This window comes from Pseudarthrobacter sp. AG30 (assembly GCF_003116525.1).
GTDB lineage: Bacteria > Actinomycetota > Actinomycetes > Actinomycetales > Micrococcaceae > Arthrobacter.
In genome coordinates this window covers 53,415-73,152 of sequence record NZ_QEHL01000009.1, presented here as the reverse complement: position 1 = coordinate 73,152, position 19,738 = coordinate 53,415, and the positions used below count along the sequence as shown (strand labels likewise).

Here is a 19,738-nt window from a genome sequence, read left to right as displayed (position 1 = left end):
TGCGTCGGTGGTTACGGTGCGTCCCGGAAACGGAAGCCCAGTCCGGGCTGGTCCGCCAGGGCCACCCTGCTGTTGGCGAACCTCACCGGCGATGGCCCGGCCAGGATCCCCAACTGTTCGAAGGATGCCTCCTCGACATCCTCCACCATGGTGGGCTCCGCCAAGGTCAGCGCCAGCTGCCCGGACAGTTCCGGCAGCAGGTGCGGCATGACCTTGATGCTGTGGGTCCGTGCCAGCTCCACGATCCGCCGGAACGGGGTGATGCCGCCTACCCGGATGATGTTGGGCTGGATAATGTCCACCGCCTCCGCCTCGATGAAATCGCGGAACCGGTAGATCGTGTGCAGGTTTTCGCCAAGGGCAATGGGCACCGGCGAATGTTTGCGGAGCCTTCGGTAGGCCCAGAGGTCATCCGCGCGGAGAGGTTCTTCCAGCCATTCCAGCCCGAATTCGGCAAGTACGTCGAGGGCCCGGAAGGTGGTGGGCAGGTCCCACCGCTGGTTGGCGTCGATCATGAGCCTGCGGTCCGGGCCCAGGACGGAACGGACGGCGGCAACGCGTTCGCGGTCCTCGCGGAGGTCCGGCTTGCCCACCTTGATCTTCACTGCCTGGTGGCCGGCGGCAACCCAGCGTTCGGCCTGCGCCACCAACTCTTCCAGGGTGTAGTGCAGGTTCACGCCGGAACCGTAAACCTCGGCTGACTCCTGCCGCTGGCCCAGCAGGCCCGTGACGGACATGCCGGCACGGCGGGCCTGCAGGTCCCACAATGCAAGGTCCACACCGGCCATGGCAATGGTGGTGAGCCCTCCGCCGCCGGCCTCGTGCAGCCGCTTCCAGAGCACGTCCCACACACCCTCGGGGGTTGCGGGCAGCCCGGCCACGAAAGGGGCGATGTCGTGGTCAAGCAACGCCTTGACTGCCTGGGGACCGATGGTAGGCGTCCAGGAGAAGCCAAAGCCCGTGCCGCCGTCGTCCGTGGAGATCTCGGTGGCGATCACGTGGTTCTCCGGTGCCTCCGCGCCCCAGCTGCGGCGCAGCGCAACGGTAAGGAGCCTCGTCGACAGGCCGGTGATGCGCGGGACGGTGCGGATGGTTTCGGCCGCCGGTGCGCTCATCAGTGTCCGGCCAGCTCGTAGCCCTTGGCCAGGATGGCCTTGAGCTCCACGAGCTGCTCCTCCGTCGGATCCACCAGCGGCGGCCGCACGGGGCCCACCGGAAGGCCGCCCAGGCGCAGGCCGGCCTTGATCAGGGAGACGCCGAACCCGGGCGTCTGGTCGCGCAGGCGGACCAGCGGCGCGTAAAAGCCCTCCAGCAAGGCATTGCGGCGGTCTTCATCCCCGGATACGTAGGCGTCGTAGTACGCCTTGGCGATCTCCGGCGCCATCGCGAATGCTGCCGACGAATACAGCGGGATCCCCAGGCCCCGGTAGGCGCCCTGCGTCAGTTCCGCCGTGAGCAAGCCGTTGAAGAACGCAAACTCCTCCCGGCCGGCAGCCTTGACGGCGGACACGATTTCCTGGGCAAGGCCGACGTCGCCCAGGCCGTCCTTGAAGCCGATGACCTTGGGATTGGCGGCCAGCTTCGCCATGGACGCGGCGGTGAACTTTGCATTGCCGCGGTGGTAGACAATGACCGGCAGGCTGCTGGCATCGGCGACAGCCTCGATGTAGGCCACCAGGCCGTCGGTGGGTCCGGTCACCAGGTAGGGCGGAAGCACCAGGAGGGCGTCGGCGCCGGCTTCCTCGGCCACCCGGGCGGCAGCGAGGGCGTGGCCCAGCGGCCCACCCGCCCCGGCCACCACGGGGACCTTTCCGGCGACGACCTCGACGGCGGCCGCCACCACGGTGCGGACCTCGTCGATGCTGAGGGCATGGAATTCACCGGTGCCGCAGGCAGGGAAGACGCCGCCCGGGCCATAGGGCAGCCGGGAGGCGATGTGTTCCTTGAGCAGTGCGACGTCAACGGCGCCTTCGGCCGTGAACGGGGTGACGGGAAAAAACAGTACGCCGTCGAATTTCATGGTGTCTCCTTGCTTCCGCCGCCGGCAGTGACCAGCGCGGAAGCCTCGTCGTTGAGGGTGTGGCGGGACGTGAGTTCGGTGCGCCAGCTGCGCCGCGGCTGCCAGCCCAGGAGTTCCTGTGCCTTGGCGATGGAGAACGCGGGGCTGGTCCCGGTCAGGCCCGCACTGATGTCTTCGCTGCCCGGCAGGAAGCGGGGCATGAGCTCGGCCAGCGGCGCGGTTGCCAGGGCGTCCGCGGCGCCGACGAAGAAGGTTTCGCCGTTGGGAATGTCCGTCATTTTCCGGAGCAGCAGGTCAAGGAAGTCCGCCACATCCCGGGCGTCCACGTAGTTGAACAGGGCCGGCGCCGAAAGGGCGGGATCGGCCAGGCGTTCAGCCAGGGTGTGGCCCTGCTGCGTGGGCGCCCCCTCCCATTCCTCCGGTGAGATCACGAAGCATGGGCGGAATGCCGCATACCGGATCCGCTCCCCCTGGGCAGCGGCGAACATCTGCACTGTCTGTTCGGCGATGAGCTTGGACAGCGCATAGGCGTTCCAAGGCTTCGGCGGCGTCCGCTCGTCGAGCGGGAACGACGACGGAAGCCAGCCCGCGGGCGAGCCGTAACCGAGCACGGTGGGGCTGCTGGCGGTGATGATTTTCGGGACGCCCAGCTCGGTGGCCGCGCTGATCACGGCGAAGGCGAGCCTGGTGTTGGTGGCGAAGATGACGTCCTCCGGCGCGCTGAAAGGGACGGCGATCGCTGCAAGGTGGATGACGGCGTCGGGCCTTGACTCCCGGAGGAGGCGCAGCGCCTCCCCCGGCGCCAGGAGGTCCGCGGTTTCCTGCACGACGCCGGGCGGCAGCTGGCCGGCGGGCACGGCGTCCCGGTCCACGGAGACCACCTCGTGGCCCGCCTGGGCGAGCCCTGCGACAACACTGCGTCCCAGGCGGCCGGAGCCGCCGGTAACGAATATCCTGCTCATGGTTCGCCCCTACTTGCCGCGGCGGAGATCGACGCCGAGGTCCAGGTCCTCCACGCGGATGGGCAGCGAGGTCTCGAGCGACTGGTTGCCGGCGATGCCCACGGATACCGAACGCAACCCGTCGAGGTAGCCGGAGGGGCGGCCCAACGGGTCTTCACCCGGGCCGTTGAAGAGGTCCGAGAGCAGGAGCTCATCGCCCCCGCCGTGGCCGCCTTCGCCATTGACGATCGGGACCTCGTACGCGGCCTCCCAGTGGCGTTGGACCACCAGCCGTTCGCCGTTGCGGCGGACGGCGTCCTCTTCCTCCACGGGGGTTGCGCTCGGGTCCACCACTGTCTTCTTGTCTGTGCTGTGCAGGACGGCGGCGCGTTCCACCACTTCAAGCTCAGCCCGGCCTTCCGTGCCGTTGACCGCCACCCGGTACCCTTCCCACGGGCTGTGCGCGTTCAGGGAGTAGCTCAGGCGCGGCCCGCCCTGGTACTCAACCACCAGTGCCAGGTTGTCCTCGATGGTGATGCCGCCGGTGAAGACGTCCTGGTCGCGGCGGTAGCCGTCGTAGTGTTCGTTGTCCAGGAAGAGCGCCTTGAGCCGTTCGTCCTCGCGGAGGTCCAGCGCGAACGGGTCCTTGTCACCGGCGGGCGCACCGGCGTCGGGCGTTCCGCGCTCGGGGCGGGGGCCCAGCCCGCGTTCGGCGGCGTTCTTGTCGCCATAGAATTTCAGGCCGCCGGAGGCGAAGACGCGCTCCGGGACGTCGTCGATCCACCAGTTGACGAGGTCGAAATGGTGGGACGCCTTGTGGATGAGCAGGCCGCCGGAGTTCTTCTTCTCGCGGTGCCAGCGGCGGAAGTAGTCAGCGCCGTGGACCGTGTCCAGGACCCAGCTGAAGTCGATCGAGGTGACCTTGCCGATCACGCCGCTCTGGATGATCTCCTTCAGGGCGCTGTTGCGGGGCGAGTAGCGGTAGTTGAACGTCACCACCACATTGCGGCCGGTTTCCTGGACCGCTTTGGTGATGCGGCGGCAGCCCTCGGCATCGATGGTGAGCGGCTTTTCCACCACTACGTCCGCGCCGGCCCTGAGGGCTTCGACGATGTAGTCGGCGTGGGTGTAGTCCGGAGTGGTCACCACGACGCGGTCAATGTGGTTGGCCTGGATAAAGGCCGTCAGGTCCGCCGGATCGAACGAGGCAATGGGGCCGGGAGCGCCGAGTTCCTGGATGAGGCCCTGGTAGAACTCCACGCGGCCGGGGTTCACGTCCGAGAACGCGACCAGTTCCGCGGTGTCGGCGTGCTTGCCGAACACTGCGCGGATGTACATTTCAGAACGCCCTCCGGTGCCCACCAGGGCAAGGCGCGCCTTGCGGCCGTCGGAGGTGGGGCTGCCGGCAGCCGTGTGGGGAGCAGCTGCGGCCGACGTCGTCTCGGCTGTGTTGACCATGTGGGGGTCCCTTTCGAAAGCTCATTGCCCGGCCGCCGGGGCGGCCGCTGCGGTTCGGCGGTGGCACTCTGCTGCACCTGCCTGAGAAAGCGTTTTCTCAGTTCGCTATAGAAGTTGTATCAACCCGCCCGCCCATCCGTCAACCACTCCGGGCGCTAACAGAAAGCGTTTTCTGAGCAAGCGCGCAGCGCTGGAGCCCTCCCCGGCGGAAAACTGCCGGGAAAAGGATAGAAATCGCTTTCCGGCTGCCGTATATGCTGTCTTCCAAAAGCACCTGCCACCCGGGGCTTGTTGGCCCGGCGCCTAACGCAGCCGGCAGCATCCGTCCGGAGTGGCGCGACAGAAGGGTTCCCCATGGCCAGGAAATCGGCAAGCGGCCGGATCGGCATCGCGGATGTCGCCGTGAAGGCAGGAGTCTCACACGCCACGGTTTCGCGTGTCATGAACGGGAACTTCACCGTGGACCCGGACATCGCCGCCAGGGTCCGCGCAGCCGCCGCCGAACTGAAGTACCAGCCCAACCCGGTGGGCCGCAGCCTCGCACTGGGAAAGACGGACACCATCGGCATCGTGGTGCCGGATCTGGCCAACCCCACGTTCCAGGCGATCCTTCGCGGCCTCAGCCGGGCCGCGGCACAGGACGGCTACCGGGTGCTGATCGCGGATTCGTTCGAGGTTTCCAGCGAGGAGTCCATCCTGGCCGGCGAAGCGCGCCGCCGCTGCGACGGACTGGTCCTCTGCGCCCCCCGCATGTCCGACGCCGAACTAACGGAGATCGCGCCGTCCCTGCACCCGCTGGTGCTGATCAACCGCACCACGGACGCGCCGGACGTGCCCAGCCTGGTGGTGGACTACGGGCAGGGCGTCCAGGACATCGCCGGACACCTGGTGGAGCTGGGGCACACCCGGCTGGCCTTCCTGGCAGGGCCGCCGCGGAGCGCATCCAACGGCATGCGGCTCAAGGGCCTGGAGGCTTTCAAGGCCGCCCACCCGCAGGTGGAGGTAACCATGCTTGAGGGCGGCTCGGACTTCGACACGGGACATGAAGCAGTTGACGCGGTCCTGGCGAGCGGGGCCACCGGCATCCTCGCCTTCAACGACCTCGTGGCCATGGGCCTGATGAGCGGACTGCATGAACGGGGCCTGGACGTGCCCGGCGACATCTCCGTCACCGGATTCGACGACATCCCCTTCGCCAAGTACACGACGCCGGCGCTCACCACAGCGGCCGTCCCCATCACCGAACTGGGCGAGCAGGCCTGGCACCAGCTCCGGGCATTGATCCGCAAGGAAGGGAACGAGGTGCCCGGCAGCCGGTTCCAGCCGCGGCTGGAAGTCCGGGCCAGCAGCGGCCCGGCCAAGGCGCCACGGAGCGCCGTCCACGGCTAGGGTTCCCGGGACCCGGCCCCCAGGCCCGCTTCCCGGTAATACCCCTCGATGTGTGCCGCCACCAGTTCCGCCGCCCGGCCGCCGTCGCCCTTCCGGACCGCAGCAAGGATGGCGTGGTGCTCAGCACGCAAACGGGAGGCGGTGGCGTCCCAGTCGGGCAGGTTTGACGTCAGCTCTGCGGCGTAGCCCTGGATAGCCTCGCGGAGGGATCCCATCATGGCGCTGACCACCGCGTTGCCGGCGGCGTTGGCCAGCGCGAAATGGAAGCGGACATCGAGGGCCAGGAAGTCACCGACCGACAGGCCTTCCGCCTGGTCCATCCCGGCCAGCAGGGCCGCGGCCTCGTCGAGTTCGGGGGCATCCGGCCGTGCCTTGCCCGCAGCCCAGGACTCCAGCAGGACGCGGGTCTCCACAATGTCCGCCACGGGCAGGTGCTGGGTGGCAACGTGCAGGCGGAGGGCGGAGCCGAGCGCCGCGGTGGGATCCGAGATGACCACCGTCCCGGCATCGGGGCCGGACCCAACACCCGCGCGGACCACGCCCATCGCCTCGAGGATCCGGATGGCTTCCCGCACGGACGTCCGGGAAACCGTGAGCTGCTCGGCCAAGGTCCGTTCGGCAGGCAGCCTGCCGCCGACGGCCAGCCGGCCGGCAGAGAGTTGGTCCTCGATCCACGCCAGGACCAGCTGATGGGTTCGCATACGGCCAATGGTAGTTGATGTGGTTGGACCACATGGCCTACAGTGTGGTTGGACCACAGGAGGACGCCATGACCCACATCATCCAGCCCGGCAACCCGGAGGCCGCCCCGGCGCCGGACACCACGGACATCCCGGCAGCGCACGCACCTGCCAAGGCGCCGGCGTCGTCCGCCGTGCCCCCTGCCCTGAAGCGCCGCGTGCCCAAGTACTCGGACCTCGCTCCGCTGATGCAGTTCAAGAAGCCGGAGTTCAGCAAGGATGCCCGGCTCAAGCGGGCCAGCACCATCTGGGAACTCCGGGACATCGCCAAGCGGCGTACTCCGCAAGCTCCCTTCGACTACACGGACGGAGCAGCCGAGGAGGAAATTACCCTCCGCCGGGCCCGCCAGGCCTTCCTGGACATCGAATTCCGGCCCGGGATCCTGCGGAACGTCTCTGCCATCGATCTCAGCACCACCATCCTCGGCAAACCGTCCCGGCTTCCCGTCGGCATCGCCCCCACCGGATTCACCCGGATGATGCAGTCCGAGGGCGAATACGCCGGGTCCCGGGCCGCCGAGTCAGCGGGCATCCCCTACACGCTCTCCACCATGGGCACCGCGTCCATTGAGGACGTGGCAGCAGCCGCACCCAACGGCCGGAACTGGTTCCAGCTGTACCTGTGGACGGACCGCGACCGTTCGCTGGAACTGATCGAGCGCGCCGCCAAGGCCGGCAACGACACCCTCATGGTCACCGTGGACACAGCCGTGGCCGGTGCCCGCCTCCGCGACGTCCGCAACGGCATGACCATCCCGCCGGCACTGACCCTGAAGACTGTCCTGGATGCCTCCTACCGGCCGGCCTGGTGGTTCAACTTCCTCACCCACGAGCCGCTGACCTTCGCCTCGCTCTCGCGCTACACCGGCACCGTGGCGGACCTGATCAACTCCATGTTCGATCCCACGCTCACCTTCGAGGACCTGGACTGGCTGCGCGACACCTGGAAAGGCAACCTGGTGGTCAAGGGCATCCAGACGGTGGAGGACGCCCGCCGCGTCGTGGACCATGGCGCAGACGGCGTGGTGCTCTCCAACCACGGCGGCCGCCAGCTGGACCGGGCCCCCATCCCGTTCCACCTGCTCCCCGAGGTCAAGGAGGCATTCACCAAGGACCACACGGACGCGGCCATCATGCTGGACACCGGCATCATGAGCGGCGCCGACATCGTGGCCGCCCTTGCCCTTGGCGCGGACTTCACCCTGATTGGGCGCGCCTACCTCTACGGCCTGATGGCCGGCGGACGGGCCGGCGTGGACCGCGCCCTGGAGATCCTGGAAAAGGACATGGCACGCACCATGGCGCTGCTGGGCGTCAGTTCCGTTTCGGGGCTCACGCCGGACCACGTGCGGCTGCTGGGCAAGCACTGAGCCGGGGGCCGGTGGCTGGGCGTGCCGAAACCCGGGTTTCGAGGCACCCAGCCGCCGGCGTCCACCCTATTTCTTGCGGCCGAACTTGGGCAGGTTGGGGAGGTTTGCCAGCAGGTCCGCGGCTTTGGTGGCCGCGCGGCCAACACTGCGTCCGATCTGCTGCGGAACGCTGTCATCGCTCAACGGGGCGGCTGTTCCGCCGGGAATGACGACGGCGGGGCTCAGTTCTGCTCCCTCGCGCGCCAGGACGCCCGCCGCGGCATCCTCCTGGCGAGGCGCCACATGCCCCGGCACGACGGCGGCGGGTGCCTCCGCCGGGCCCGCCGCGGCGGCCGCTGCCGGCCGGCCCTTCGCCGCTGATGCGGTGTTGCCTGCATCGCCGTTCTTTGGTGAGGCGCTGGTTGGCGAGGAGGCAGCTTTGGCGGCCGTGCCGACGTCGAATGTCTCCAGCCAGCTTGCGATGCCCTCCAGCGGACCCCGGTTCAAGGCGTAGTACCGCTTCTGGCCCTGCGCGCGCATGCTGACCAGCTGCGCTTCCCGCAGGACCTTCAGGTGCTTGGAAATGGTGGGCTGGCTGGCGTCCAGTTCCTCCACCAGCTCCCCCACTGCTTTGTCCCCCGCCCGGAGGGCCACCAGGATCTCCCGCCGGGTGGATTCCGCTATGACGGCAAATACGTCGTCTGTCACCATGCCTCCCACCCTAGCGACATATACGCCGAAAGGCATCAACTATTTCGGTACCCCAGTGCTCCGGTGCACCACCGGAGCCGCTAGTCGAACCAGGGGTCCAGCCCGTGCAGGGGGAACACCGCCTTGCGGGTCGCCATGACGGTACGGTCCACGGCGTCGTTGGGGTCGAAGCCCACTTCCCAGGACCGCCACCACAGCTCCACGTCATCCCCCATCAGCGCGGGGGCCACGGTCCCGAATTTCTCCGCCACATAGTGCCGCCAGTCTTCCGGGACGGCGGTGCGCAGCGGCACTGGCCGTCCGGCGGCGATCGCAACCAGGTGGCTCCAGGACCGCGGCACCACATCCAGGACGTTGTAGCCGCCGCCGCCGGTGGCGATCCACCGGCCCCCGCAGAACCGTTCGGCCAGGTTTGCGACGGCGTTCGCGGCCTCGCGCTGCCCGTCGACACTGAGGTTGAGGTGGGTGAGGGGGTCGCTGCGGTGTGAATCGCAGCCGTGCTGGCTCACGATGACCTCCGGTTCGAACGCGCCCACCAGTTGCGGCACGATGGCGTAGAACGCCCGGAGCCAGCCGGCGTCCCCGGTGCCGGCGGGCAGGGCAACGTTGACGGCTGTTCCCTCCGCTGCGGGGCCGCCGATCTCGTTGGCGAACCCTGTTCCGGGAAAGAGGGTCAGTCCTGTTTCGTGCAGCGAGAGCGTCAGGACCCGGGGATCGTCCCAGAAGATGTTCTGCGTTCCGTCGCCGTGGTGGGCATCGACATCGATGTAGGCCACTTTTCCCACGCCGCCGTCGAGGAGCCGCTGGACGGCAAGGGCGGCGTCGTTGTAGATGCAGAATCCACTGGCACGGTCCCGGGCGGCGTGGTGCATGCCGCCGCCGAAGTTGACCGCATGCACGGCCCAGCCCTCCAGCACGCCCTGGGCGGCCATCAGGGATCCGCCGGCAAGCCGCGCCGCGGCCTCATGCATTCCCGCGAAAGCCGGGTCATCCTCGGTCCCCAGCCCCCGGGACTCGTCCGGCCGGGAGGGGTCGGCGCTGACCCTGCGCACCGCCGCGACATAATCCACCGAATGAACCGCTTCCAGTTCCGCGTCGGAGGCGGTCTCCGGCGCCTGCACGTCCACATGGTCCAGGTCGAAGAGCCCCAGGCTGCGCGCCAGGCGGGCCGTCAGGTCCATCCGTTCCGGTGCCATGGGGTGGCCCGGACCAAAGTTGTAGGCAGTCATGTCAGGGCTCCACGCCACCATCGTCGGCGGCGCGGGCTGGCTTAGACCGGGCAGATATGTCATCAATCACAGGCTACCCGAGCCCGCCGGACTCCCAGCCAGGCCATGAAGCCGGGCTTTAGTGGTTTACTACTGGGGGAAGCAGTTTCGACCGAGGAAAAGCCACACATGACGCAGAGCCAGTCAAGGCCCCGGACCCCGGCCAGCTGGCACCCCCCAGCGCAGGAGCGGGAGGGCCTCTGGATCTTCACGCGGCTTCGCGACTTCATCGACGACATCGCCAACACCTCCCCTGCCAGGCTTGCCCTGACGGCGTTCGCCGCGGTCTCCATGGTGTTCACGTTCCTGCTGTCCCTGCCCATGGCTTCGGCCAACGGAACCGCCACCCCCATCCACGAGGCCCTGTTCACCGCCGTCTCGGCCGTCTGCGTGACGGGACTAACGGTGGTGTCGACGGCGGTGCACTGGTCCTTCTTCGGCCAGCTGGTGATCCTGGTGGGCATCTTCATCGGCGGTTTGGGTACCTTGACGTTGGCCTCGCTGCTGGCGCTGATGGTGAGCAAGCGGTTGGGGGTGCGCGGGAAGATCATTGCCGCCGAATCCATGAACAACGCCGGCCGCCTCGGTGAGGTGGGCACCCTGCTCCGGATCGTCATCACCACCTCCGTGGTCATCGAGGGCGTCCTGGCCCTGGCGCTCGTTCCCCGGTTCCTGACCCTGGGCGAGCCCTTCTGGCAGTCGGTGTGGCATGGCATCTTCTATGCCATCTCGTCGTTCAACAACGCCGGCTTCACCCCGCACTCGGACGGTATCGTGCCCTACGAGACGGACCTGTGGATCCTTATCCCGCTGATGGTGGGCGTCTTCCTGGGCAGCCTGGGCTTCCCCGTGGTGATGGTCCTCCAACAGAACGGCTTGAACTGGAAAAAGTGGAACCTGCACACCAAGCTCACCATCCAGGTATCGCTGATCCTCCTGGTGGCCGGGGCGTTCCTCTGGGCGCTGATGGAGTGGGACAACGTCCGGACCATCGGCACCATGGATGTGGGCGACAAGATCACCCACGCGCTGTTCGCCTCCGTCATGACGCGTTCCGGCGGCTTCAACCTGGTGGACCAGAACCAGATGGATTCCACCACCATGCTGCTGACGGACGCCCTGATGTTCGCCGGCGGCGGTTCCGCGTCGACGGCGGGCGGCATCAAGGTCACCACCATCGCCGTGATGTTCCTGGCCATCGTCGCGGAGGCCCGCGGTGACGCGGACGTCAAGGTCTACGGCAGGACCATCCCGCAAGGAAGCATGCGGGTGGCCATCTCGGTGATCGTGGCCGGCGCCACCCTGGTGTCAGTGTCCGCTTTCCTGCTCCTGGCCATCAGCGGCCAGTCGCTTGACCGGGTGCTGTTCGAAACCATTTCCGCGTTCGCCACGGTGGGCCTGAGCACCAACCTCAGCGCCGAGGTGCCCCCTGCCGGCGTCTACGTCCTCGCGGCCCTGATGTTCGCGGGCCGCGTGGGAACCGTGACCCTCGCAGCCGCCCTGGCCCTGCGCCAGCGCAGCCAGTTGTACCACTACCCCGAAGAGAGGCCCATCATTGGCTAGTTCCACAGACGCCCCGCGGCGCCCCGCCCACAACGCCCCGGTGCTGGTGATCGGGCTGGGCCGCTTCGGATCATCCACGGCAGAGCAGCTGGTCAAACAGGGCCGGGAAGTACTCGCGATCGAACGCGACCGGAACCTGGTGCAGAAATGGGCCCCGCTCCTGACCCACGTGGTGGAGGCTGACGCCACCAACATCGACGCGTTGCGCCAGCTGGGCGCGCAGGAGTTCAGCTCCGCGGTGGTGGGGGTGGGGACGTCCATCGAGTCCTCCGTGCTGATCACCGTCAACCTGGTGGACCTGGGAATCGAACACCTCTGGGTCAAGGCAATCACCCCCTCGCACGGCAAGATCCTGACGCGGATCGGGGCCAACCACGTGATCTACCCGGAGGCCGACGCCGGCGTCCGGGCAGCGCACCTGGTCTCGGGCAGGATGCTGGACTTCATCGAGTTCGACGACGACTTCGCCATTGTGAAGATGTACCCGCCGCGCGAGACCGTGGGGTTCACGCTGGACGAGTCGAAGGTCCGTTCCAAGTACGGTGTGACGATTGTGGGCGTGAAGTCCCCGGGCGAGGATTTCACCTACGCCCGGCCCGAGACCAAGGTGTCCTCGCGGGACATGCTCATTGTCTCCGGGCACGTCGACCTGCTGGAACGGTTCGCCGCCCGGCCATAAGGTCCCCGGTGGTTGGGCTTGTCGAAACCGGATTTCGACAAGCCCAGCCTCCGTTACCCAAGCTGCTTGGTGATTTCCGCCGCCCGGTCCGCTGCCGCCTTGGCGCCGGCGGCGATGATGGCCGGGATGCCCTGTTCGTCGAACGTGGCAATGGCCCGTTCCGTGGTGCCGTTGGGGCTGGTGACCGCTTTGCGCAGCGCGGAGGGATCCGCCCCCGGTTCGGCGAGCATGAAGCCTGCGCCGGCCACCGTTTCGCGGGCAAGGAGCAGGGACAGCTCGCGGTCCAGGCCCAACTCCTCCCCCGCCGACGCCATGGCCTCGGCCAGGTAGAAGGCGTACGCCGGGCCCGAGCCGCTGATCGCTGACAGCGCATCCACCTGCGCTTCGGGCACTTCGACCACCGTCCCGGCGCCCTGCAGGATGTCCTTGACCTTCCGGAGCTGCTCGGGAGTGCAGTGGGTTCCCGGCGAGACGGACACCACGCCGCGGCCCAGCTTTGCCGGCGTGTTGGGCATGGTCCGGATGACCGGCTGGCCGGCGGGGAGCGCGGCTTCGAGCTGGGCGATGGATACTGCCGCGGCAACGCTGACCACCACGGCATCCGGCGAAAGGGCCGGTCCGATTTCCCGGGCCAGGTCAGCAATTCCCACCGGTTTGACGCCAAGGATGACGACGGCGGATCCCTTGGTGGCCTGTTTGTTGTTGTCTGGTTCTTCCTCGCCGGCGATCGCGGTAATGCCCGGGTACCGTTCGGCGAGTTCCGAGGCGCGCTCCGCGCGGCGGACGGTGGCCACCACATCCCCGGGGTCCGTCCCGGCCTCCAGCAGGCCGGCAAGAATGGCCTCGTTCATGGATCCACAGCCAAGGAATGCAATTCGGTTGCTCATGCCTCCATCATTGCAGTACACATGCATTCACAGGCAACTCCCATGTTCAGCGCAGGCAGCGCACAACTTGGGGTCCTAACGTAGTTATTACCTCATTGAGGGTGCGAGTGATGCGGCAGGCATGGGGATGCCTGCCAGGGCACCGGTGGCTCGGCAACAGGTTTTCCCCCATTTTCCTGTTGCCGGCCCCGGTGCTTCCGCATTTAAGCGCGGCTGGTGTCGCTGCCCGGCCGAACGCTTGGTTGCTAGAGGGCAGGTTCCACCGGGCGGGACGCGGCCACATGGGGCGCCGGTTCCAGCGGCCCGGCGAAGACCAGCTGGTCCAGGCGGCGCAGGATGAGCCCTTCGCGCAAAGCCCAGGGGCAGATGCGCAGCTTCTTGAACTTGAACATCTCCAGGGCGGCTTCGGCCACCAGTGCACCGGCGAGGAGCTGGTGCGCCCGTGCTTCGGATACACCGGGGAGATGCAGCCTGTCCTCGGAGCTCATGGCCGAGATCCGCTGGGTCCAGATCCCCAGGTCCGAGGCGTGCAGTTCGCGCTTGACGTAGGGGCCTTCGGCGCTGGGCGCGGCCCCGGCGATCCGGGCCAGGGAGCGGAACGTTTTTGAGGTGCCTGCCACCACGTTGGCCCGGCCGAGGCCGTCGAATTCCCGGACAGCAGGTTTGAGGGTGGCCCTGATGTAGCGCCGCAGTTCCTTGACGCTTTTGGCCGACGGCGGGTCCTCCGGGAACCAGTCGCGGGTGAGCCTGCTGGCGCCGAGCGGCACGGAGGTGGCCACCTCAGGAAGCTCGTCCTGGCCGAAGGCCATTTCAAAGGAGCCGCCACCGATGTCCAGGTTCAGGATGGGGCCGGCGCCCCACCCGTGCCAGCGCCGCACCGCGAAGAACGTCATGGACGCCTCTTCGCTCCCGGTGAGTTCCTGGAGGGTCACCGTGGTCTCGTGCTTGACCCGGGCCAGGACGGCGGGGCCGTTGGTGGCCTCGCGGATGGCCGAGGTACAGAATGCCAGCAGGTCTTCGGCCTTGTGCCGGGCCGCGAATTCCCAGGCCTCCAGGACGAACTCGGTCAGCTCATGCTGTCCTTCGTCGCTGATGCTGCCGTCCGGTTCAAGGTACTGGACCAGGGACAACGGCCGCTTGTGGGACGCAAACGGGACAGGCTGCGCACCGGGGTGGGCGTCCACCAGGAGCAGGTGGACGGTGTTGGACCCGATGTCGAGGACGCCTAGACGCATGGGGACATTATTGCTCGTCGGCGCGCTTGAAGTCGCGCCGGATGTTCGCCACGCCTTCAGGATCGATCTCGAAGCCGTAAGCGGCGCCGGGGTTGATCACCATGCCCAGTTCGTCGCCAAGGTTGGCGATGATGGCTGCACCCTGCGTGCCCAGCACGTTGGGTGCGGCTTCCAGGTACTGCTGGTCCACCCGGGTGGGGTGCGAGAACACGGCGAGGACGGGGCGGCCGTCGGCGTTGGCAAGGACCAGCGGCTCAACCTGGGAGTCCACGCCTTCCACCGTGTCCGAGCTGATGATGTAGACCTCGCTGTTCAGGAAGGACAGGATGACGTCAACAGGATTGGCGTCTTCCTGCCCACCGGTGGCGAGCTTCTCCTCAAGGTCGTTAAGCGGCTGGAGATCCGTGTGCGCGGGCTGTTCAGTCATACCGTCTACCCGATCACGATCCGGTGGCCGGCGCAAACGCGCCGGCCAGGCACTACTTCTTGGCCGTTGCCTTCTTCTTTGCGGGTGCCTTGCGGGTGGCCGTCCGCTTGACCGGGCCCTTGGCGCGCTTCTCGGCCAACAGTTCCACGGCCTGTTCCCGGGTGAGTTCCTCCAGGGAGGTGGCACGCGGAACCGTGATGTTGGTGATGCCGTCGGTGATGTACGGACCGAACCGGCCTTCCTTCACCACGATGTTCTTCTCCGACACCGGGTCCGGACCGAACTCGGCCAGCGGCGGCACGGCGGCACGGGCGCCGCGCTGCTTGGGCTGTGAATAGATCTCCAGCGCCTGCTCCAGGGTAATGGTGAAGATTTCCTCTTCGGATCCGATCGAGCGCGAATCCGTGCCCTTTTTCAGGTACGGACCGAACCGGCCGTTCTGCACGGTAATGAGGTTGCCTTCGGCGTCCTCGCCCAGCGCGCGAGGCAGGCTCATGAGCTGCAGGGCTTCGTCCAGCGTCACGGACTCCACGGTCATGGACTTGAACAACGAACCCGTGCGCGGCTTGGCCTTGACCGGTTTCTTGGGCGGCTTGGGCTTGCCGTTCTTGTAGTACTCCACCGGCTGCTTGGCCAGGTCTTCGTCGGTCATTTCCGGGATGATCTCGGTGACGTAGGCGCCGTAGCGGCCGTTCTTGGCCACGACAGTGTGTCCCGTGTGCGGGTCTGCACCGAGCACGCGCTCCTCCGGCGCCGCAGTCTCCATCAGCTCAATGGCTTTGGCTGCGGTCAGTTCGTCCGGGGCCAGGTCCTCGGGCACGTTGGCCCGGGCCGACTCCACGATCTCGCCCGTCTTGGGATCAACGACGGCTGCCGAACTTTCCAGGTACGGGCCGAACTTGCCCACCCGCAAGGTGATGTCGTCGGTGATCGGGATGGAGTTGATCTCACGGGCATCGATCTCGCCCAGGTTGTTGACGATGCTCAACAGGCCGGGGTCGGAGTCTTCGCCGAAGTAGAAGTGCCGGAGCCACGAAGCTCCCGCCTCCTGGCCGTTGGCGATCTTGTCCAGGTCGCCTTCCATGTCGGCGGTGAATTCGTAGTCCACGTAGTCGCTGAAGTGCTGCTCCAGCAACCGGATCACCGAGAACGCGATCCAGCTGGGCACCAGCGCGGAGCCCTGCTTCCGGACGTAGCCGCGGTCCTGGATGGTGGAGATCGTGGACGCGTACGTCGACGGGCGGCCGATGCCCTTCTTTTCCAGTTCGGCGGTCAGGGACGCTTCCGTGTAGCGCGGCGGCGGCGAGGTTTCGTGGCCTACCGCCTGGATGTCCGCGGCGGTGAGGGAGTCGTCCTTGGCCACGTTCGGGAGCCGGCGTGCTTCGTCGGACTCGTCATCGCCGCGGGTCTCGTCCTTGCCTTCTTCGTAGGCGGCCAGGAAGCCGGGGAAGGTGATGACGGTGCCGGACGCGGAGAACTCGGCGTCCCGCCCGTCGGTGGCAATGGCGCCCAGGCGGATGGTCGCCGTCGAGCCCTTGGCGTCGCCCATCTGGGACGCCACGGTACGCTTCCAGATGAGCTCGTACAGGCGGAACTCGTCCCCGGAGAGCTGCTTGGCAACCTGGGCCGGCGTGCGGAAGGAGTCTCCGGCCGGGCGGATGGCCTCGTGCGCTTCCTGCGCGTTGGCGGCCTTGTTGGAGTAGACGCGCGGGGACTGCGGAATGTATTCCGGCCCGTAGAGCTCCGAGGCCTGCCGGCGCGCCGCGGTGATGGCTTCGTCACTCAGCGCCGACGAGTCCGTACGCATATAGGTGATGTAGCCGTTTTCGTAGAGCCGCTGGGCCACCTGCATGGTGCTCTTGGAGGAGAAGCGCAGCTTGCGGCCGGCCTCCTGCTGGAGGGTGGAGGTGGTGAACGGCGCGGCCGGCCGGCGGGTGTACGGCTTGGTGTCCACCGAGCGGACGCGGAAGTCCGCATCCTGGAGCCCGGCGGCGAGGGACGTCGCGAGCTCCTCGTTGAGGTGGGCCACGTTCTTGGCGGTGAGCTCGCCGTTGTCGTTGAAGTCGCGGCCGCTGGCCACCTTGGCGCCGTCAACGGCGGCGAGCTTGGCCTTGAACGAGCCCGAGTCCGCGCCGAACTGGCCGGTCAGGTCCCAGTAGGAGGCGGCTTTGAAGGCCATGCGTTCGCGTTCGCGGTCCACCACCATGCGCGTGACCACGGACTGCACGCGGCCGGCGGACAGGCCACGGGCCACCTTGCGCCACAGCACCGGGGAGATCTCGTAGCCGTACAGGCGGTCCAGCACGCGGCGGGTTTCCTGCGCATCCACCAGGTCCTGGTCAACATCGCGCAGGTTGCCCATGGCGCGCTGGATGGCTTCCTTGGTGATTTCGCCGAACGTCATCCGGTAGACCGGAACCTTGGGCTTGAGGACTTCCAGCAGGTGCCACGCGATGGCTTCGCCTTCGCGGTCCCCATCGGTTGCGAGGTAAAGTTCGTCGGCGTCCTTGAGCGCAGCCTTGAGCTCGGTCACCTTTTTCTTCTTGTCCGGAGACACCACGTAGTAGGGCTTGAAGTCGTGGTCGATGTCGACGGCGAACTTGCCCACCGACGTTTTCTTCAGCTCGGCGGGGAGTTCGGACGGTTGCGGCAGGTCGCGGATGTGACCAATGGAGGCCTCTACGATGAAGCCCTCGCCGAGGTACTTGGCGATGGTCTTGCTCTTGGCCGGAGACTCCACAATCACGAGTTTCTTGCCGGTTTTGGCCTTGCTTGGCACGGTGCTCCTACAGAAAAAGGTTGCTGGGGCAGATGAGCCCATGTTCGCCTAGTTCACCATATTTTGGGGAATCGTGCGCATTCATGTGGAAAAGACGGGGCGCGGCCTGGAGCATAAGGGGGCTTACTGTTCGGCCGGAAACGCGGCCGGAATGAGGAAGCCGTCCCGCACCAGGTTGGCAACGTCGGCAAGCAGCGAGCGCTGGAACGACCCGGCCTCGCCGCCCAGGAGGGCCTCCAGGGCCGCGGCGATCTGCCCGGCGGCCAGGTCGCCGTCGCACGCCGAGACGAACCCGGCCAGCTCGGTGCTCATCAGGTTGGTGCGGCGCAGCCCGGCGCCCTGCCGGAGCAGGATCACGCCGGGGTGCTCGGCGCCGGGGCGCTGGTGGCGCTCCTCGGTGACGTCGTCGGCCACGAGCAGGTGCGTTCCGGCGAGATCGTGCGCTGCCAGCCAGTCGCTGCGTTCGACGGCGGCGCCCAGGTGGGGTCCGATGGGCTGCTCGATGGGGTATGTGATTTCCTCAAAGCGGCTGATGGTTTCCTGCCCGGCCGCAGCGGGGCGCCGCAGCCACACCATGCCAAAGCCGATCCCGGCGACGTTCCGGGACCCGAAATCCGCGAGGTACGCGGCGTAGGCGTCCCGGTAGTGTGCCCGGTCCCGGGATTCGGAGGCGTCCTGCAGCCAGGTTTCCGCGTATTGTTCCGGGCTGACCTGCTCCCGCTGGATGAACCAGGCGTCGGTGCCTGCCCGCACCCAGGACCTCGGCCGCTCGTCCCAGCTGGCGCCGGCGGGGACTTCCCAGTTTCCCAGCAGCTGGGCCACACCGCCCGGCGCCAGGACGCCGGGCAGGTCCGCCACCAGGGACGCGACGATCTCATCGCCCGGCAGGCCGCCGTCGCGGTAAGTGAATTGGCCGGCCGCGTCCTCTCCGGCACTGCGCGGCGTGATCACGAACGGCGGGTTGGACACCACCAGGCTGAATTCCTCCCCGGCCACCGGCTCCAGCAGCGAACCCAGGCGCAGGCTCACCCGGTCCTCGAGCCGGTCCGGGTCCACGGAGAGTGCCTCGGCGTTGAGCAGGATGTTGAAGCGGGCATAGGCCAGGGCGCGTTCGGAGATGTCGGTGGCGGTCACGTGCTGGCAGTGGTGCAGCAGGTGGAAGGCCTGGATGCCGCATCCCGTGCCCAGGTCCAGGGCGCGTTCGGTGTGCTGCCGGACGGTGGTCTGCACCAGCGTGGTGGACGCCTGCCCGATGCCCAGGACATGGTCGTGCCGCAGGACTCCTGCCTGCTGGTGGGCCGCGAGGTCGCTGGCCACCCACAGTTCAGCGCCGCCGCTGCCGTCGGGGTTGGCATCCCAGCCGTACGGGCGCAGGTCGGCTTTGGCCGTGATGCGGGGCGTGCCGGGGACGGGCTGGACCAGCCCCAGCTCCAGGAGCCCTTCCACGCCGATGCCCGGCAGCGCGGCGTCGAGCGTTTCCCGTTCCTGCGGCTCGGCCAGGAGCCACAGCCGGACGACGGCGGCAAGGGGCGCCGCCGCTGCGGTGCGCTGCACTGCCTGCGCGGTTGCCAGCATGGCGGGAATGACCTGGTCCCGGTTCAGCGCCGCGGAGGCCGTGGGCCCCAGCAGCCGGGCGACGCCGTCGAGCGTGTAGTCGATCCTGCGGAGGTCTGCGGCGAGCGCCGCCAGCAGCCCGGGAAGGTCGCTGCGGGGTGCGTCGGGAGTGTTGCCGGCGGTGAACTCGTACGGGGATTTAGGCACCGCTCAAGTTTAGTCCGGCCCGGCAGCGGGGTACGGTGGAAGCATGCCTTCCCGCCTGACCTTCCTTCCGCGCGCCCGCACCGCCGCGGTACGCCGTACGCTGCCGGCGGTACTGGTGGCCGCAGCCCTTGGGCTCATCGTCGCAGGGTGTTCGCCTGCGGGCTCGGTGGAGGCCGCGGATGTTCCGCAGTGGCGGGCCACGGCGCTGCCCACGTCCCCGGCGGACGTGGTGCTTCAGGATTCGGGCAAGATCCTCAACCGGGACCACCTCGTGCAGGAAGCAGCTTCCGTTCCTGCCGGCAGCTACACGCTCACGGCGGTGTGTGCCGGCACCGGCAAGGCGTTCTTCGCGGTGTCGCTGGACGGCAAGGCTGTCACCGAAGCGGGTGCGGCCTGCAACGGCCGTGCCGAGACCACCAGGATCAACCTGCCTGCCGGCGGCCGGGTCCGAATCAGCAGCTCCAGCGTGGACGCCCCGCTGCTCTACGCGTACCGGCTGGCCCCGGCGCAATAACACCGGTTTCCGGCTCT

The 19,738-nt window shown here is 67.8% G+C and carries 17 protein-coding genes; 5 read left to right on the top strand and 12 right to left on the bottom strand.

Annotation, left to right across the window (positions count from 1 at the left end; genetic code table 11):
- Nucleotides 1-11: 11 nt before the first annotated feature.
- The 4 genes from DC347_RS09335 to DC347_RS09320 are packed head-to-tail and all read right to left on the bottom strand — an operon-like array spanning nt 12 to nt 4,419.
- Nucleotides 12-1,115: a mandelate racemase/muconate lactonizing enzyme family protein gene (locus DC347_RS09335; protein WP_018761813.1), complete on the bottom strand. Its 1,104-nt coding sequence runs from the start codon at nt 1,113-1,115 to the stop codon at nt 12-14.
- Nucleotides 1,115-2,020: a 5-dehydro-4-deoxyglucarate dehydratase gene (locus tag DC347_RS09330; protein ID WP_018761814.1), complete on the bottom strand. Its 906-nt coding sequence runs from the start codon at nt 2,018-2,020 to the stop codon at nt 1,115-1,117. Before DC347_RS09330 ends, DC347_RS09335 begins: the two co-directional genes overlap by 1 nt.
- Complete coding sequence (locus tag DC347_RS09325) at nt 2,017-2,982, bottom strand: NAD(P)-dependent oxidoreductase (RefSeq protein WP_018761815.1); 966 nt, start codon at nt 2,980-2,982, stop codon at nt 2,017-2,019. Before DC347_RS09325 ends, DC347_RS09330 begins: the two co-directional genes overlap by 4 nt.
- 9 nt (nt 2,983-2,991) lie before the next feature.
- Nucleotides 2,992-4,419 (bottom strand): Gfo/Idh/MocA family protein, encoded by a 1,428-nt coding sequence (locus DC347_RS09320; protein WP_018761816.1) that lies wholly within the window; start codon nt 4,417-4,419, stop codon nt 2,992-2,994.
- Nucleotides 4,420-4,773: 354 nt separating this feature from the next.
- Between DC347_RS09320 and DC347_RS09315 the strand changes: the two genes are divergently transcribed.
- Entirely contained in the window at nt 4,774-5,808 is a 1,035-nt protein-coding gene (locus tag DC347_RS09315) for a LacI family DNA-binding transcriptional regulator (protein ID WP_109045178.1), read from the top strand.
- On the opposite strand, the gene DC347_RS09310 is transcribed toward DC347_RS09315, so the two are convergent.
- Complete coding sequence (locus tag DC347_RS09310) at nt 5,805-6,509, bottom strand: FadR/GntR family transcriptional regulator (RefSeq protein ID WP_018761818.1); 705 nt, start codon at nt 6,507-6,509, stop codon at nt 5,805-5,807. The two genes, DC347_RS09315 and DC347_RS09310, sit on opposite strands and share 4 nt — an antisense overlap.
- A gap of 68 nt (nt 6,510-6,577) precedes the next feature.
- Here DC347_RS09310 and DC347_RS09305 point away from each other — a divergent pair, with 68 nt between their 5' ends.
- On the top strand, nt 6,578-7,918 hold the full coding sequence (locus DC347_RS09305; RefSeq protein ID WP_109045378.1) for an alpha-hydroxy acid oxidase: 1,341 nt from the start codon (nt 6,578-6,580) through the stop codon (nt 7,916-7,918).
- Between the two features lie 66 nt (nt 7,919-7,984).
- On the opposite strand, the gene DC347_RS09300 is transcribed toward DC347_RS09305, so the two are convergent.
- Nucleotides 7,985-8,608 (bottom strand): helix-turn-helix transcriptional regulator, encoded by a 624-nt coding sequence (locus tag DC347_RS09300; protein WP_109045177.1) that lies wholly within the window; start codon nt 8,606-8,608, stop codon nt 7,985-7,987.
- An 80-nt stretch (nt 8,609-8,688) separates the two neighbouring features.
- Nucleotides 8,689-9,900 carry an acetoin utilization protein AcuC gene (locus tag DC347_RS09295; protein ID WP_109045176.1) on the bottom strand — a complete coding sequence of 404 codons (1,212 nt, stop codon included), beginning with the start codon at nt 9,898-9,900 and terminating at the stop codon, nt 8,689-8,691.
- Between the two features lie 105 nt (nt 9,901-10,005).
- On the opposite strand from DC347_RS09295, the gene DC347_RS09290 reads away from it, so the two are divergent.
- Nucleotides 10,006-11,439 carry a TrkH family potassium uptake protein gene (locus DC347_RS09290; RefSeq protein WP_109045175.1) on the top strand — a complete coding sequence of 478 codons (1,434 nt, stop codon included), beginning with the start codon at nt 10,006-10,008 and terminating at the stop codon, nt 11,437-11,439.
- Nucleotides 11,440-11,479: 40 nt separating this feature from the next.
- On the top strand, nt 11,480-12,118 hold the full coding sequence (locus tag DC347_RS09285) for a TrkA family potassium uptake protein (RefSeq protein ID WP_018761823.1): 639 nt from the start codon (nt 11,480-11,482) through the stop codon (nt 12,116-12,118).
- Between the two features lie 53 nt (nt 12,119-12,171).
- On the opposite strand, the gene proC is transcribed toward DC347_RS09285, so the two are convergent.
- The 5 genes from proC to DC347_RS09260 form a co-directional block, all read right to left on the bottom strand.
- Nucleotides 12,172-13,005 carry a pyrroline-5-carboxylate reductase gene (gene proC, locus DC347_RS09280; protein WP_109045174.1) on the bottom strand — a complete coding sequence of 278 codons (834 nt, stop codon included), beginning with the start codon at nt 13,003-13,005 and terminating at the stop codon, nt 12,172-12,174.
- Between the two features lie 245 nt (nt 13,006-13,250).
- Nucleotides 13,251-14,240 (bottom strand): Ppx/GppA phosphatase family protein, encoded by a 990-nt coding sequence (locus DC347_RS09275; protein WP_109045173.1) that lies wholly within the window; start codon nt 14,238-14,240, stop codon nt 13,251-13,253.
- Between the two features lie 7 nt (nt 14,241-14,247).
- Nucleotides 14,248-14,667, bottom strand: a complete 420-nt coding sequence (locus DC347_RS09270) for an SseB family protein (protein WP_018761826.1) — start codon at nt 14,665-14,667, stop codon at nt 14,248-14,250.
- A 52-nt stretch (nt 14,668-14,719) separates the two neighbouring features.
- The gene (topA, locus tag DC347_RS09265; RefSeq protein ID WP_109045172.1) at nt 14,720-17,446 is read right to left on the bottom strand and encodes a type I DNA topoisomerase; all 2,727 of its coding nucleotides are present in this window, start codon (nt 17,444-17,446) and stop codon (nt 14,720-14,722) included.
- 123 nt (nt 17,447-17,569) lie between these two features.
- Nucleotides 17,570-19,207, bottom strand: coding sequence for a class I SAM-dependent methyltransferase (locus tag DC347_RS09260; RefSeq protein ID WP_109045171.1), 1,638 nt, complete (start codon nt 19,205-19,207; stop codon nt 17,570-17,572).
- Between the two features lie 43 nt (nt 19,208-19,250).
- Here DC347_RS09260 and DC347_RS09255 point away from each other — a divergent pair, with 43 nt between their 5' ends.
- The gene (locus DC347_RS09255) at nt 19,251-19,721 is read left to right on the top strand and encodes a hypothetical protein (protein WP_109045170.1); all 471 of its coding nucleotides are present in this window, start codon (nt 19,251-19,253) and stop codon (nt 19,719-19,721) included.
- Nucleotides 19,722-19,738 lie beyond the last annotated feature (17 nt).

What these genes read in the sequence shown, in the direction of transcription:
- DC347_RS09270 (WP_018761826.1), bottom strand. Translation starts at nt 14,667, where the DNA reads ATGACTGAACAGCCCGCGCACACGGATCTCCAGCCGCTTAACGACCTT.
- DC347_RS09255 (WP_109045170.1), top strand. Translation starts at nt 19,251, where the DNA reads ATGCCTTCCCGCCTGACCTTCCTTCCGCGCGCCCGCACCGCCGCGGTA.
- DC347_RS09315 (WP_109045178.1), top strand. Translation starts at nt 4,774, where the DNA reads ATGGCCAGGAAATCGGCAAGCGGCCGGATCGGCATCGCGGATGTCGCC.
- DC347_RS09335 (WP_018761813.1), bottom strand. Translation starts at nt 1,115, where the DNA reads ATGAGCGCACCGGCGGCCGAAACCATCCGCACCGTCCCGCGCATCACC.
- DC347_RS09290 (WP_109045175.1), top strand. Translation starts at nt 10,006, where the DNA reads ATGACGCAGAGCCAGTCAAGGCCCCGGACCCCGGCCAGCTGGCACCCC.
- DC347_RS09330 (WP_018761814.1), bottom strand. Translation starts at nt 2,020, where the DNA reads ATGAAATTCGACGGCGTACTGTTTTTTCCCGTCACCCCGTTCACGGCC.
- DC347_RS09300 (WP_109045177.1), bottom strand. Translation starts at nt 8,608, where the DNA reads ATGGTGACAGACGACGTATTTGCCGTCATAGCGGAATCCACCCGGCGG.
- DC347_RS09320 (WP_018761816.1), bottom strand. Translation starts at nt 4,419, where the DNA reads ATGGTCAACACAGCCGAGACGACGTCGGCCGCAGCTGCTCCCCACACG.
- DC347_RS09305 (WP_109045378.1), top strand. Translation starts at nt 6,578, where the DNA reads ATGACCCACATCATCCAGCCCGGCAACCCGGAGGCCGCCCCGGCGCCG.
- DC347_RS09310 (WP_018761818.1), bottom strand. Translation starts at nt 6,509, where the DNA reads ATGCGAACCCATCAGCTGGTCCTGGCGTGGATCGAGGACCAACTCTCT.
- DC347_RS09295 (WP_109045176.1), bottom strand. Translation starts at nt 9,900, where the DNA reads ATGACATATCTGCCCGGTCTAAGCCAGCCCGCGCCGCCGACGATGGTG.
- proC (WP_109045174.1), bottom strand. Translation starts at nt 13,005, where the DNA reads ATGAGCAACCGAATTGCATTCCTTGGCTGTGGATCCATGAACGAGGCC.
- DC347_RS09325 (WP_018761815.1), bottom strand. Translation starts at nt 2,982, where the DNA reads ATGAGCAGGATATTCGTTACCGGCGGCTCCGGCCGCCTGGGACGCAGT.
- DC347_RS09275 (WP_109045173.1), bottom strand. Translation starts at nt 14,240, where the DNA reads ATGCGTCTAGGCGTCCTCGACATCGGGTCCAACACCGTCCACCTGCTC.